The 14,246-nt window shown below is 36.9% G+C and carries 16 protein-coding genes and 2 other annotated features; of the genes, 14 read left to right on the top strand and 2 right to left on the bottom strand.

All coding sequences use genetic code 11. From position 1 onward, the window contains the following. Window positions 1-30: 30 nt before the first annotated feature. The 9 genes from BTHG_RS19260 (at window position 31) to BTHG_RS19220 (ending at window position 8,612) form a co-directional block, all read left to right on the top strand. Window positions 31-1,422, top strand: coding sequence for a replication initiation and membrane attachment family protein (locus BTHG_RS19260; RefSeq protein WP_026021903.1), 1,392 nt, complete (start codon window positions 31-33; stop codon window positions 1,420-1,422). A 15-nt stretch (window positions 1,423-1,437) separates the two neighbouring features. Further along, a complete protein-coding gene (gene dnaI, locus BTHG_RS19255) occupies window positions 1,438-2,367 on the top strand; it encodes a primosomal protein DnaI (RefSeq protein WP_010678377.1) in 930 nt (309 codons plus the stop codon). Between the two features lie 122 nt (window positions 2,368-2,489). Beyond that, window positions 2,490-3,341 (top strand): putative sporulation protein YtxC, encoded by an 852-nt coding sequence (ytxC, locus tag BTHG_RS19250; protein ID WP_232284505.1) that lies wholly within the window; start codon window positions 2,490-2,492, stop codon window positions 3,339-3,341. Window positions 3,342-3,966: 625 nt separating this feature from the next. Then, on the top strand, window positions 3,967-5,898 hold the full coding sequence (gene thrS / locus BTHG_RS19245; protein ID WP_010678375.1) for a threonine--tRNA ligase: 1,932 nt from the start codon (window positions 3,967-3,969) through the stop codon (window positions 5,896-5,898). A 121-nt stretch (window positions 5,899-6,019) separates the two neighbouring features. Next, window positions 6,020-6,154, top strand: a sequence feature (ribosomal protein L20 leader region). A gap of 65 nt (window positions 6,155-6,219) precedes the next feature. Then, on the top strand, window positions 6,220-6,738 hold the full coding sequence (gene infC / locus BTHG_RS19240; RefSeq protein ID WP_083849209.1) for a translation initiation factor IF-3: 519 nt from the start codon (window positions 6,220-6,222) through the stop codon (window positions 6,736-6,738). Between the two features lie 20 nt (window positions 6,739-6,758). Continuing rightward, entirely contained in the window at window positions 6,759-6,959 is a 201-nt protein-coding gene (gene rpmI, locus BTHG_RS19235) for a 50S ribosomal protein L35 (protein ID WP_010678373.1), read from the top strand. A gap of 39 nt (window positions 6,960-6,998) precedes the next feature. After that, complete coding sequence (gene rplT / locus BTHG_RS19230; RefSeq protein ID WP_010678372.1) at window positions 6,999-7,355, top strand: 50S ribosomal protein L20; 357 nt, start codon at window positions 6,999-7,001, stop codon at window positions 7,353-7,355. Between the two features lie 206 nt (window positions 7,356-7,561). Next, complete coding sequence (locus BTHG_RS19225; RefSeq protein ID WP_010678371.1) at window positions 7,562-7,831, top strand: DUF1294 domain-containing protein; 270 nt, start codon at window positions 7,562-7,564, stop codon at window positions 7,829-7,831. 193 nt (window positions 7,832-8,024) lie between these two features. Next, on the top strand, window positions 8,025-8,612 hold the full coding sequence (locus tag BTHG_RS19220; protein ID WP_010678370.1) for a TVP38/TMEM64 family protein: 588 nt from the start codon (window positions 8,025-8,027) through the stop codon (window positions 8,610-8,612). A gap of 14 nt (window positions 8,613-8,626) precedes the next feature. On the opposite strand, the gene BTHG_RS19215 is transcribed toward BTHG_RS19220, so the two are convergent. Then, a complete protein-coding gene (locus tag BTHG_RS19215; protein WP_010678369.1) occupies window positions 8,627-9,022 on the bottom strand; it encodes a hypothetical protein in 396 nt (131 codons plus the stop codon). Window positions 9,023-9,130: 108 nt separating this feature from the next. Between BTHG_RS19215 and dut the strand changes: the two genes are divergently transcribed. Together dut and BTHG_RS19205 are read left to right on the top strand one after the other, a co-directional pair. After that, entirely contained in the window at window positions 9,131-9,568 is a 438-nt protein-coding gene (gene dut, locus BTHG_RS19210) for a dUTP diphosphatase (protein ID WP_010678368.1), read from the top strand. 127 nt (window positions 9,569-9,695) lie between these two features. Further along, on the top strand, window positions 9,696-10,781 hold the full coding sequence (locus BTHG_RS19205; protein ID WP_010678367.1) for a M42 family metallopeptidase: 1,086 nt from the start codon (window positions 9,696-9,698) through the stop codon (window positions 10,779-10,781). Window positions 10,782-10,925: 144 nt separating this feature from the next. Here the strand turns inward: BTHG_RS19205 and sspI are convergent, their stop codons facing one another. Next, the gene (sspI, locus tag BTHG_RS19200) at window positions 10,926-11,135 is read right to left on the bottom strand and encodes a small acid-soluble spore protein SspI (protein ID WP_010678366.1); all 210 of its coding nucleotides are present in this window, start codon (window positions 11,133-11,135) and stop codon (window positions 10,926-10,928) included. Between the two features lie 121 nt (window positions 11,136-11,256). On the opposite strand from sspI, the gene BTHG_RS19195 reads away from it, so the two are divergent. The 3 genes from BTHG_RS19195 to pheS all read left to right on the top strand — a co-directional run bounded on the left by BTHG_RS19195 (window position 11,257) and on the right by pheS (window position 14,233). Beyond that, on the top strand, window positions 11,257-12,006 hold the full coding sequence (locus BTHG_RS19195; RefSeq protein ID WP_010678365.1) for a TrmH family RNA methyltransferase: 750 nt from the start codon (window positions 11,257-11,259) through the stop codon (window positions 12,004-12,006). Between the two features lie 63 nt (window positions 12,007-12,069). Further along, the gene (locus tag BTHG_RS19190; RefSeq protein WP_010678364.1) at window positions 12,070-12,726 is read left to right on the top strand and encodes a YwaF family protein; all 657 of its coding nucleotides are present in this window, start codon (window positions 12,070-12,072) and stop codon (window positions 12,724-12,726) included. Window positions 12,727-12,786: 60 nt separating this feature from the next. Beyond that, window positions 12,787-13,024: a binding site (T-box leader), on the top strand. Between the two features lie 174 nt (window positions 13,025-13,198). Further along, window positions 13,199-14,233, top strand: a complete 1,035-nt coding sequence (gene pheS, locus BTHG_RS19185) for a phenylalanine--tRNA ligase subunit alpha (protein ID WP_010678363.1) — start codon at window positions 13,199-13,201, stop codon at window positions 14,231-14,233. Window positions 14,234-14,246: the final 13 nt, after the last annotated feature.

The raw sequence follows: 14,246 nt of genomic DNA, 5'->3' as shown, positions 1-14,246 counted from the left end.
TTACTTAAAAAATCGGAAGGCCTTGATGAAATGGAGCATTGGAAGGAATTAGTACCAGTCGATCGCTATATTGTGCATGCGGCAGATCTTTTGCATGATTATGACCGGAAAATTGTATCATTGCTATACCAACCTCTAATTGGAATGAAAGCCTTCAGTTTATATATGACTCTATGGAGTGAATTGGAACAAAATCGGCTATGGGGTGAAGAAAGCACTCATTATACTTTAATGGCGCTACTTCAAACGAATCTACAGGATATTTATCAAGAAAGATTAAAGCTTGAAGGAATTGGCCTCTTAAAAACATTTGTGAAAAACGATGAAGATTCTAGAAGTTTCATCTATGAATTGCAAGCGCCACTCTCGCCTAGAGCTTTTTTTACCGATGGTGTTCTCAATGTTTATTTATATAACAGACTCGGAAAAGGTAAATTTTTCAAACTTAAGCAGTTTTTTTCCGATAAAGAGCCAGATTTAGATACTTATAAACCGGTTACAAAAGCATTTAATGAGGTTTTTGCTTCTACGAATGTATCGCAAATGATTTCTACAATCAGTGATGAAATGAAAAATAACCTTGAACATGATGAAAATAAAGAATTCATGGGTCGAAGTGAAGACAAAAAAATAATAATTGAAAATGAAAACTTTGATTTTGATTTATTTTTTGCGGGTATTTCAGATGTGATGATTCCCAAAAATACAATCACACCTAAGGTGAAAGAAGCAATTACTAAGCTTTCTTTCCTTTATGGAATTAATCCAATTGAAATGCAAGGGATTGTCATGAGCGCACTAGATCCAAACGAAAAAATTGATATTGAGAAATTGAGAAAGGCTTCGAGGGATTGGTATCAATTTGAAACCGGGAATGAACTTCCTAATTTAACCGAAAGAATTCAACCATTGCCAAATCAAACGATGGTAAACAAAGTTCCACAAACAAAGGAAGAGGAATTAATTCAAAAGCTTGAAAAGATCTCACCAAAAGAGTTTCTAATCGATGTTTCTGGAGGAGCACAGCCGTCTGTTTCCGAATTGAAAATTATTGAAGATGTCATGTTTCGGCAAAAACTTCTTCCAGGTGTAATAAATGTACTGTTGTATTATGTCATGTTAAAATCGGATATGAGATTAACAAAATCTTATATTGAAACCATTGCGAGCAACTGGGCAAGATTAGATATTAAGACAGTGAAGGATGCAATGGAAACAGCTAAGAAACATAATTGGACTGCTGATAAAAAGACAAATAAATATAAAAGACAACCCATCCGAAAGGAATTACTGCCTGACTGGTTAAAGCAAGATGATGAAGGAACACAAGACGAGTATCCAAAAAGGGAACAATCGCATGATCCATCGTTTGAAGAGAAAAAACGTATTTTTGAGGAAAGGCTCAAAAGAAATAAACAATAAGATGGGGGTGAATACATGAAACCGATTCAGGATTCTTTAAAAAGACTTTCTAATAATACTGGGTTTCAGCAACGATATGAACAAATAAAGCATGAAGTATTAAATCATTCAGAGGTAAGAGACTTCATAAACACCCATCAAGATCAAATTACGAGTGATACAATCAATCGTAGTCTTGTAAAGTTGTATGAGTATATTAATCAAAGCCAGGAATGTAATAAATGTGAAAGTCTTGATACATGCAAAAATATGCTCCAGGGCTATCATCCACAACTTGTACTTAAAGGGAATGCAATTGATTTAAGTTATGAAAGATGTCCTAAAAAGGTTATGTATGATGAACAAGTCAAATATAAATCTTTAATTAAAAGTATGTATGTTCCTAAGGATATTCTTGAAGCATCACTAGAAACGATTGAATTTGATGAAGGCCGATCAAATGCTATATTAAAAATCCAAGAATTTTTAGATCAATATGAACCAGGAAAACGCATGAAGGGATTATATCTGTACGGGTCATTTGGAATTGGAAAAACGTATTTTTTAGGTGCTTTAGCTAATGGTTTAGCTCTTAACAAGGTGGCATCCATGCTTGTCTATGTTCCAGAATTTATGCGGGAGTTGAAAGGATCCTTACAAGATCATTCCATCAATTCTAAAATTGATGCGGTTAAAGAAGTTCCAGTTTTAATGCTGGATGATATAGGGGCTGAATCCATGTCGAGCTGGATGCGTGACGATATTTTAGGAAGCATTCTTCAATATCGGATGCTTGAAAACCTACCAACCTTTTTTACATCAAATTTTGATTTTAAAGGTCTCGAACACCATTTATCTTATACACAACGTGGTGAAGAGGAAAAGGTGAAAGCAGCTAGAATTATGGAACGAATTAAATTTTTAGCGACACCTGTTGAACTAAAAGGAAAAAACCGACGATATTAATCGAAATGGCTATCTCAAAAAAAGGGATAGCCGTTTTTTTATATTCTAAAGTTGTCCTATTTCCCATATACATGTATCAGGGTAATGGTATTGGCTATTAGGGGGGGACTAGCTTGATTGAAATGCATTTTCAAGAAGTAACAGATGCTCAAAAAATATATAAGGGCTTACTAAAAAAAGTAAAAGCTCTTTCAATAGATTACATAGAGGTTAGAAATGAAGAAGCGAATGTGGTATCTGTTTTTATATCAGAAAAAACAAATTACGCAGTTCAGGTAGTAATTATTCCGGTATTAACTGAATTTATTATTAAAAACAAAGAAGATAATTGGATACTTGATTATATTGAAAACTTATTTTACTTTACCGATTTCGAAGAGAAAAAACAAATCTTAGAAATTACAAAAGCCTTAATGGACGGGAATAATCCTGAAATCCCAGCAGTTCAGAATGTTGTGCCACGAAACCAATTAATCATGGAAGCACTTCAAGATTTCTTGCAGGTTCCAATTTCCTTTTCATTTGAATCTTTTTTAAAGTTTCGGATGCGCACATATAATGAGATATTATTACAAATTATAGAATCTGCAATTGACGAGTATAAACTTGAGCAGGAGTATCAAACCTTTATCCAAGGATTGCGTGAATTTCGGGAAAAGCGGGAACCGAAGCTTGACCAATTACATATTTTACATGATGAGCAATTTTATTTTTATAATGATTCATTTACTGAAATTAAGCGAGATGAGTTATTCAAATTTATCGACCGCAAATTAATTTTACACCAACCGATGTACATTGATTCAGCCGTTTTGGCACCTTTAGTATCAATTGCGCCTAAGTCAATATCGATTTATACAGATCAGATTGATAACGGAATGATCCAAACCATTCACAATATTTTTTTAGAAAATGTCACGATCTACACAAAAAAATCTTTTGAGAATAGGCGTCTAAAAGCAAAAAAAATATAAAATGTGTGATGTGCCCTTGATTTAACTTTTAAATAAGACTATAATACCTACATATTATCAATACTATTTAATATAGTGTAAAAGTTATGATGAGGACACGATTGTATGATTACGGTTTTCAGAGAAGGAAGACTAGGCTGAAAGCTTCCTAACACGAATGATACATTTACCACCTCTAAACTTCAGTAGTGAACCTTTGGTAACAGAGCTGTAATTACTGACGGGATAACCGTTATTTATTTCTTGAGCCATGAATGACTTGCGAAAATCGTTTGTCTAAAACAGACAGGGGAGAAGCAAAAAAATCTAGGCAGCGCCGGCTGAGGATCTGAGCGTATTTTTATACGTGAGAACCGGAGCGACTAGCCAACGAAGAGATTTGAAGCTTATCGTTTGTCTGACATGGGAACAAGGGTGGAACCACGATACATATACTCGTCCCTTTTTATAGGGACGAGTATTTTTTATTTTCATTACATTTTTATATCTAGCTCTAGGCGCCATCGGCTCGAGGTCATAAGCCAATCGCTTCGGAAGGTAAAATGCACCTTCTGTCAGCGCTCGTCTTATGCTTGTCGCCGATAGGCAGGCGCCTTGCGCTTTTAAATTAAAGGAGTTGAAACTGATGTCAGATGTAGTAAAAATTACTTTCCCAGACGGAGCAGTGAAGGAGTTTCCTAAAGGAACAACAACAGAAGAAATTGCTGGCTCAATCAGCCCAGGATTAAAGAAAAAATCGATTGCTGGTAAGCTTAATGGAAAAGAAATTGATTTGCGAACAGAAATCCATGAAGATGGTGAAATAGCAATCATTACCCAAGATACTGACGCAGCGTTAGAAATCATGCGACACAGTACAGCTCACTTAATGGCTCAAGCGATTAAGCGTCTGTATAAAGACGTAAAGCTCGGTGTAGGGCCAGTTATTGAAAATGGTTTCTACTATGACATTGACATGGAAAAGTCATTAACACCTGAAGACCTTCCTGAAATTGAGAAAGAAATGAAAAAAATTGTAAATGAAAATCTTGACATTCACCGTGTTGAGGTTTCTCGAGATGAAGCGATTCGTCGATACGAAGAGATTGGTGATGAACTAAAGCTCGAGTTGATTCAAGATATTCCAGAAGGAGACACTTTAACTATTTATGAGCAAGGCGAATTCTTTGACCTTTGCCGTGGTGTCCATGTTCCTTCAACAGGAAAAATTAAAGAATTTAAACTGTTAAGCATTGCAGGTGCATACTGGCGTGGCGACAGCGACAATAAGATGCTTCAGCGTATTTATGGGACTGCATTCTTCAAAAAAGCAGATCTTGAAGAACATCTTCATTTCCTTGAAGAAGCTAAAGAACGTGACCACCGCAAGCTTGGTAAGGAACTAAGTCTCTTTACAAACTCACAAAAAGTAGGTCAAGGCTTACCTTTATGGCTTCCAAAAGGTGCAACTATTCGTCGTGTGATTGAACGCTATATTGTGGATAAAGAAGTAAGACTAGGCTATGACCATGTGTATACACCTGTTCTTGCAAATGTAGAACTATATAAAACTTCAGGTCACTGGGATCATTATCAAGATGACATGTTCCCGGTAATGGAAATGGATAATGAAGAGCTTGTGCTTCGTCCAATGAACTGCCCGCATCACATGATGATCTATAAAAATGGAATTCACAGTTATCGTAAGCTTCCAATCCGCATTGCAGAGTTAGGAACAATGCATCGTTACGAGATGAGTGGGGCATTATCAGGTTTACAACGTGTTAGGGGTATGACACTTAATGATGCGCATATCTTCGTTCGCCCTGATCAAATACAAGATGAATTCAAACGAGTGGTAAATCTTATACTAGAAGTTTATAAAGACTTTGATATTGAAGATTACAGCTTCCGTCTTTCTTATCGTGATCCTGCTGATACTGAAAAATATTTCGATGATGATGAAATGTGGGAAAAAGCACAATCCATGCTTAAAGCTGCAATGGATGATCTTGGTCTCGATTATTTTGAGGCAGAAGGTGAAGCAGCATTTTATGGTCCAAAGCTTGATGTTCAAGTTCGTACTGCACTTGGAAAAGATGAAACACTTTCAACTGTACAGCTTGATTTCTTATTACCAGAACGCTTTGATTTAACATACATTGGTGAAGATGGAAAACAACATCGTCCAGTAGTAATCCACCGTGGTGTTGTATCAACAATGGAACGATTTGTTGCTTATTTAATCGAAGAATACAAAGGTGCATTCCCAACTTGGTTAGCACCTGTTCAGGTACAAGTAATTCCTGTTTCGCCTGATGTTCATTTAGATTATGCAAAGAGTGTACAAGAGAAGCTTCAAGCAGAAGGATTACGTGTCGAAATTGATGATCGTGACGAAAAGATTGGCTATAAGATTCGTGAAGCTCAGATGCAAAAAATTCCATTTATGCTTGTTGTAGGGGATAATGAGATCCAAGAAAATGCAGTAAATGTTCGCAAGTATGGGGAGCAAAAATCAGAGACTTTATCCTTCGAAACATTCCTTGCAAATATCTTACAGGAAGTTAAAAAGTAAAAAAGTCTTGTCAAATATATAAGTGCATGCTAGAATAAATTTCGTTGTGTTATTCTAGTCTTGCACCGTTTGACAGATGTCATCATAAATGTTATACTTTTTAAGGTAATTGAATACTTGTTTGAGAAAGTAGAAGCACCCGCTTCTCACCTGATTGACGCAAATTGCAGTTGGTAGGTCTTACGTTCATTAATCATTAATGTGTAAATGAATTGTAATAGTGTGGGTGTGTATACATTCACACTTTTTTATTTGTCTCAAATCTGTAAAATGCGCAAGATTTCAAACGAGGCATTCTTTAAAAAACCTTGGAGGTGGCTAATTATTAGCAAAGACATGATGGTAAACGAAGGCATTCGTGCCCGTGAAGTTCGTTTGATTGGTCAAAATGGTGATCAGCTAGGAATTAAATCCAAAAATGAAGCATTAGAAATTGCTGCTAGAGCAAATCTTGATCTTGTATTGGTTGCCCCAAATGCGAAACCACCTGTATGTCGTATCATGGACTACGGTAAATTCCGTTTTGAGCAACAGAAGAAGGAAAAAGAAGCTCGTAAGAACCAAAAGGTTATTAATGTCAAGGAAGTTAGACTTAGTCCAACAATTGACGAGCATGACTTTAATACAAAGCTTCGCAATGCTATTAAATTCCTTGAAAAAGGAGATAAGGTTAAGGCATCTATTCGCTTTAAAGGTCGTGCGATTACACATAAAGAAATCGGTCAACGTGTTTTAGATCGTTTTTCTGCAGCTTGTGCTGAAGTTGCAACTGTTGAATCACATCCGAAAATGGATGGAAGAAGCATGTTTTTAGTACTAGCACCTAAAACTGAAAAGTAATAAACGAGGAGGAACTCCCTATGCCAAAAATGAAAACACACCGTGGTACTGCAAAGCGTTTTAAGAAAACAGGATCAGGTAAACTTAAACGTTCACATGCATATACAAGCCACTTATTTGGAAACAAATCTCAAAAGCAAAAGCGTAAGCTTCGTAAAGCTACACTAGTTAGCAAAGGCGATTTCAAACGTATTCGCCACATGATTAACAACATTAAATAATCAGTGAACGATTGATATAGATTCTAGGAGGGAAACAAAATGCCAAGAGTAAAAGGCGGAACTGTTACACGCAAACGTCGTAAAAAGGTATTAAAATTAGCTAAAGGTTATTTCGGTTCAAAACACACTTTATATAAAGTTGCAAACCAACAAGTAATGAAATCATTAATGTATGCTTATCGTGATCGTCGTCAAAAGAAACGCGACTTCCGTAAGCTATGGATTACTCGAATCAACGCAGCTGCTCGCATGAATGGTCTTTCTTACAGCCGTTTAATGCACGGACTAAAAGTAGCTGGTATCGAAGTAAACCGCAAAATGTTAGCTGACCTAGCTGTTAGCGACGAAAAGGCATTTGCAGAATTAGCAACTGTAGCTAAAAATAACTTAAAATAATTTAGTCTAATTAAAAAGGTTACTCCCGTTGTAAAATGTGAGTAACCTTTTTTAATTGTCTCGAACTGCTAATAGCCATAAAACTGAATTAATGGCTATAAAAACGAAATAACGTCCATAAAAAGAAAATAACAGCTATAAAAAGAAAATAACAGCTATAAAACAAAAAAATGCAATCATAGAACGGAAATAAAGGTGGTTCTTGAATGAAAACAATGCTCATTATCTACATAATCCTAAACATATATGCTTTCCTACTTATGTACATCGATAAAAACAGGGCCAGAAATCACAAATGGCGCATTTCTGAAAAACATATTTGGATCGTCGCTATCTTAGGTGGAGCCCTTGGAGCGACATATGGAATGAAACAATTTCGCCATAAGACAAAACATAAGCAATTTGTCATTCTGCTTCCTATTCTTACATTACTTACAATAGCCTTCTACATATATATTTCATTTAACCTGTCATAACTACTTGTACGAATGTATATGTATAGATAGCAATTGTACTTGTAGTTTTCTAACTACAAGAGCCATTGGCTCTCTGGTCTGAGCCCGTCCGCTTGGGAAAGCGAAACGCAGCTTCTGGCAGCGCTTGTCCTATGCATAAGCGCTGCCTTGTGCTTTTTTGTTAGTATCCTAGAGAAAGAGGTGAGTTGTACATTTGGATGACACTATGACATTGCTGTTCGTTTTTATTGAATCCACTGGACTGCTTGCACCCGTTATTTTTATAGGGATACACCTTATCCGGCCATTCTTTTTCATACCTGTTCCTGTACTATGTATTGTCGGAGGAATTTTGTTTGGATCCGTATTTGGAACACTCTACTCGATACTAGGGTTAACCATCCTTAGCATTTTGTTTTATTTTTTATATAGGCAGGTTCCTAAGTTGTCTAAAAAAATTAATACGCTTAAACAAAAATGGTTGGGGGACAAAGTGAATTTTACGATTGGGCAAATTGCAATCTTACGTCTTATTCCTTTTATAAATTTTCATCTTTTATCATTATGCATCATCGATGTCACAAGAAATTTCCGTGAATATGCCAAAGGTTCCTTTTATTCCAATATCCCAGTAGCACTTCTTTACACCGTTTTCGGTCAATTTATCCGTGAGTTCTCTCCAACTGTCATTTTAACCATTCTCCTAGCCCTTACCCTCTTATTTTATTTACTAAGAGAAAAGCAGGTTATTATCAAATGGCATGAATTTTTTCACCCTAAAACAGGTAAATCTTATCAATAAAAAACAGTCGTGAGTTAGCGCTCGCGACTGTTTTCCTTAATGAGTTCTTTTATGGGACTTTTCCAATCAATTTTTGCATGCGGATAATTTTCCTTGATTCTACGTTCAATGTATTGGAAATCCGTGTAAGTTAACCCTTTTAAATTATCTTTTTTGGCCCAGATAAAGATCGATACGACCTCAAAGGCCTTTTTTGTTGAGCCTAAATATTTTTCACCTTCAAACAATACTCCCTTATACGTGATGAAACAGTTTTTATGAACATTTGCTTGGTCATCAAGCAAGTAGAATTCTTGCTTTTCTTGTGCAAGCTCAAGCTTCCTCTTTGGATTAAGTATATACTTAAAAATCCGATATAGTAAGAAAATAATTAGAAGTAATAGTACAAAACGAATAAGTAGGACAAACATAAGAGGACTCCCTCCAATCTCAATCTGCCAACATATACGATTAACATAATCAAAAGGTTTCAACTTTTTGTTTATTTGTTATAATTTTTTTCTAGAGGAGGATTTTATATGACATACAAGTTAAAAGTAATGTTACTTCACGAGGAAGCAAAACTCCCATTACAAGCGAATCCAGGTGATGCGGGATTTGATTTATTTTCTGCAGAAGAAAAAACGATTAAACCTGGTGAAGCAGCTTTAATCAAAACGGGAATTAAAATGGAACTGCCACCAGGAACAGAAGCACAAGTACGACCAAGGAGTGGACTAGCACTCAAACACTCAGTAACGGTTTTAAATAGTCCAGGGACCATTGATGAGGGCTATCGCGGAGAAGTTGCGGTCATCTTAATTAATCATGGAAAAGATGATTTTGTAGTGGAAAAACAAATGCGGATTGCTCAAATGGTCATTGCCGAAGTAGCTCAGGTTAACTTGCTACAGGTTGAGGATGTAGCAGCCTCTGAAAGAGGTGAAGGCGGATTTGGGTCGAGTGGGATAAATTGAAACTTCTGTCAGTGGGGGTTTTTACTACCTATTAAACCCGGGATAAATAAAAACTCGAGAATTGCTCGATTGCCACTATTTTCTGTATAATGAAATGGCAAACTAAGGAAAGTTAGGTGATTGAAAGATGACAAAACTTGATGAAACATTAACGATGCTCAAAGATCTTACCGATGCAAGAGGTATCCCTGGTAATGAGCGTGAGCCTCGTGAAGTCATGAAAAAATACATAACACCCTATTCCGATGAAATTTCCTACGATGGACTTGGAAGCATAATTGCGAAAAAAGAAGGCAATGTAACTGGACCAAAAATCATGATTTCTGGCCATTTAGACGAAGTAGGCTTCATGGTGACACAAATAGACGAAAAAGGGTTTTTACGATTCCAAACAGTAGGCGGCTGGTGGTCTCAGGTGATGCTAGCACAACGTGTAACCGTTGTCACTAGCAAAGGCGATATTACCGGTGTAATAGGTTCTAAACCACCTCATATTTTATCTGCCGATGCACGTAAGAAGCCAGTTGAAATCAAGGATATGTTCATTGATATCGGTGCATCAAGCAGAGAACAAGCACTTGAATTTGGGGTAAAACCTGGTGACCAGGTCGTTCCATATTTCGAATTTACTGTCATGAATAATGAAAAAATGTTGCTTGCAAAAGCATGGGATAACCGGATTGGCTGTGCAATTGCAATTGACGTTCTAAAATATTTAAAGAACGAGGAACATCCAAATGTTGTATATGGGGTTGGTTCTGTTCAAGAGGAAGTTGGTCTACGAGGTGCGAAAACAGCCGCAACCATGATCAAGCCTGATATTGCAATAGCGGTTGATGTGGGTATCGCAGGGGATACACCTGGTATTTCCGAAAAAGAAGCGCTAAGTAAAATGGGAGATGGGCCTCAAATTATTTTATATGATGCTTCCATGGTTTCTCATAAGGGCCTACGTGATTTTGTTGTAGGAGTAGCAGACGAATTAAGTATTCCATATCAATTTGATGCAATTGCTGGTGGTGGAACAGATGCAGGTTCAATTCATATAACCCTAGAAGGCGTTCCTGCATTGGCGATTACAATCGCAACACGCTACATCCATTCACATGCTGGAATTCTTCACCGTGATGATTATGAAAATGCCGTGAAACTCATTGCTGAAGTCATTAAACGTTTAGACCAAGAAACAGTAAATAAAATTAAATTTGATTGATAAGCAAATGCGCCTTTGCGTATTTTTGCCGGATTCTTAGGCCCACAAGGATTGGTCATAAAGACGTTGCCGTGGCACCCGTCGGAGGGGGTCTTCTTCTGAATAAAGTTAAAAGCCGATGATGATTTCATCGGCTTTTTTCATCTACTGCTTTAAACCTTGTTCTAATGTTGAGAGCATGTCTTGTTTATCCTCTTGGCTTGCATTTTGCCAGATTACTTCAAACAATACCCCTAACCCTGGGAGCATTTTTTCTTCTCCGCTTTGAATGGCATCTACAATTGTATCTTCTAATTCAGCCTGAGAGTTTCCTGTAACATTGTGTTTTACAGCATGTCTTAAATTCAAGTTCATACATTTGCACACCTTTCCTATGTAACTTTTTCCTTTGTATCTTTTACGACAACCTCCTTTTTTATGTATCTTCCTTAGGATATAATGGAAAAAGAATTAGCTAAAAGGAGCAATTAATACGTTGAAACGAATCGAATCAAGTAAAAATCCTCAGATTAAACAATGGAAAAGACTACATACAAAAAAGGAACGTGACAAGACTGGAACTTTTATGATTGAGGGGTTTCATTTAGTAGAAGAGGCTTTAACAAGTGATGTCATCATTCGTGAATTAATCATTAGTGAAACAATAGACATCCCATCAAGCTGGAATGTAGATAATCTATCTATCACAATTGTGACAGAAAAAGTAATGAAAGAAATAAGTGATACCGATACTTCACAAGGGGTTGCAGCCATTTGTGAGCAATACACTTTTAAAGAAGGCGGTCATTTCACTAGGTTATTATTAGTTGATGCTGTACAGGACCCTGGTAATCTTGGAACAATGATTCGCACTGCAGATGCAGCTGGAATCGATGCAGTTATGATTGGTGAAGGAACTGTGGATGTTTACAATTCAAAGGTGGTTCGTTCTACACAGGGTGCCATTTTTCATATACCTATAGTAAAAACAAATTTACATGAAATGATTGATCAGCTAAAGCAAAATGGTGTTACAGTTTACGGGACATCTTTAAAGAATGCGGTTGATTATAAACAAGCTACTGTTCAAGAGTCCTATGCAATACTGGTTGGAAATGAAGGTAATGGGGTAAATCCTGATTTATTAGAGAAAACTCATCAAAACTTATATATTCCAATCTACGGAAAAAGCGAGTCTTTAAATGTTGCAGTAGCAGCGGGGATTTTACTTTATCATATGCGGTAAAGAGGGTGGAGTATAATAAACGACTTTTTTGGTAGGTCAATAGTTGGTGAGCCTTTTCAATGGTTGTCCTCTTCACATCTTGTGATGCTTGGCTTGCTTTTAGTCTCGGGTGTTCTGTTATTTCTTTTTAGGGCCAGATTCACAAAAGGGAAATCGGTCATTCGGTATACATTGGCAATAATTTTGTTAATGAGTGAACTATCCCTTTATATTTGGTACGTGTATACAGGAGTATGGGATCCAATTGATTCCTTACCTTTTCAGCTTTGCTCAATTTCATTATTTTTAAGTATCATCATGCTCATAACGCGAAGTTATTTTTTATTTGAAGTAACCTATTTTTTAGGCATTGGTGGTGCCCTACAAGCGATGCTTACACCGGAGCTAGCCTATGACTTTCCACATTATCGTTATTTTCACTTTTTTCTTGCACATATCGTGATTATTTTAGCCAGCTTGTATATGTTGTGGTACGAGAATTTTAGACCAACAGGTAAATCTGTATGGAAAGCCTTTGTTGCTTTGAATGTCATTGCATTTATTGTCTTTTTCATCAACAAAGAAACGGGTGGAAACTATATGTTTCTCGCCCGAAAACCAATGAACACCAGTCTAATCGACTTTCTCGGTCCGTACCCTTGGTATATCGTCTCCCTAGAAGTCGTCGCATTGATTATGTTTTTTATCCTCTATCTCCCATTTATAAGAAAAAAGAATTAAAATGGGTTTGATTTGAACATCAAAGATACGTATAATATAATTTATATGCTTTACATATAGCTAAAAACAATGATTGAGACTAGTAGCTTTCCACTCACTATTCAGGGAGAAAATGCCGAGACTGCAAGCATTTTTATAGAAGAAGAAAGTGAATTCACCTCTTGAGTTGGCACTAGGACCGTCAGAAAAATTGGCGTAAAGGTGTACCGGCATTTGCCGTTATCGAAACGAAGTGAGCAATTACTTTTTTGTAGTTGTTAACAAGGGTGGTACCGCGAATCTAAACCTCGTCCCTTTTTTGGGGATTGAGGTTTTTTATTTTGTCTTAATGTCTAGCTCCAGGCGCCATCGGCTCGAGGTCACAAGCCAATTACTTCGGAAGGCAAAAAACGCCTTCTGCCAGTGCTCGTCTTGTGCTTGTCGCCGATGAACGGGCGCCTTGCGCTTTTCTAAGAAAAAGGAGGAATTATTGATGCAAGAAAGATTACTTGAGCTGAAAGAAGAAGCTCTGGCAAAAGTAGAAGCTTCAACGAATCTTAAAGAATTAAATGATATTCGTGTTGCTTATTTAGGTAAAAAAGGGCCGATTACTGAAGTACTTAGAGGAATGGGCAAACTTTCAGCAGAAGAGCGTCCAAAAATGGGGGCACTTGTGAATGAAGTTAGAGAGCAAATTACTGAAAAACTAACTGCAAAACAGGAACTACTTGAAAAAGAAGAAGTCGAAAGAAAACTAGCTACAGAAACAATCGATGTTACACTTCCTGGGAGACCGATAAAAGTAGGAGGGCCTCACCCACTTACAAAGGTAATCGAAGAAATTGAAGATCTTTTCCTAGGTATGGGCTATTCGATTGCGGAAGGACCTGAAGTCGAGAAGGATTATTACAATTTCGAGGCGTTAAATCTACCGAAAGACCACCCAGCAAGGGATATGCAGGATTCTTTTTATATTACTGAGGATATTCTTCTTCGTACCCAAACGTCTCCTGTTCAAGCGAGAACAATGGAAAAGCATAAAGGGAAAGGTCCTGTAAAAATTATTTGTCCAGGTAAAGTATACCGCCGTGACAATGATGATGCGACACACTCTCATCAATTCACACAAATTGAAGGATTAGTAGTTGATGAGAATATCCGTATGAGTGACCTCAAAGGTACATTAAATACTTTTGCCAAAAAAATGTTTGGAGAAGATCGTGAAATCCGTTTACGTCCAAGCTTTTTCCCATTCACTGAGCCTTCAGTAGAGATGGATATCTCTTGCTTTAAGTGTGGTGGAGATGGCTGTAATGTATGTAAGAAAACAGGCTGGATTGAAATTTTAGGTGCTGGTATGGTTCACCCAAATGTACTTGAAATGTCTGGCTTTGATTCAAAGAAATACACTGGTTTTGCATTTGGAATGGGCCCAGAACGTATTGCAATGTTGAAATATGGTATTGATGATATTCGTCATTTATACACAAATGACAATCGTTTCATCAAACAATTTAATCGGGCTTAAGGAGGGAGAAAGA

The sequence above is a fragment of the Bacillus timonensis genome, assembly GCF_000285535.1.
Classification (GTDB): Bacteria; Bacillota; Bacilli; order Bacillales; family Bacillaceae_L; genus Ferdinandcohnia; species Ferdinandcohnia timonensis.
This window is presented reverse-complemented; position numbering and strand designations above follow the sequence as displayed.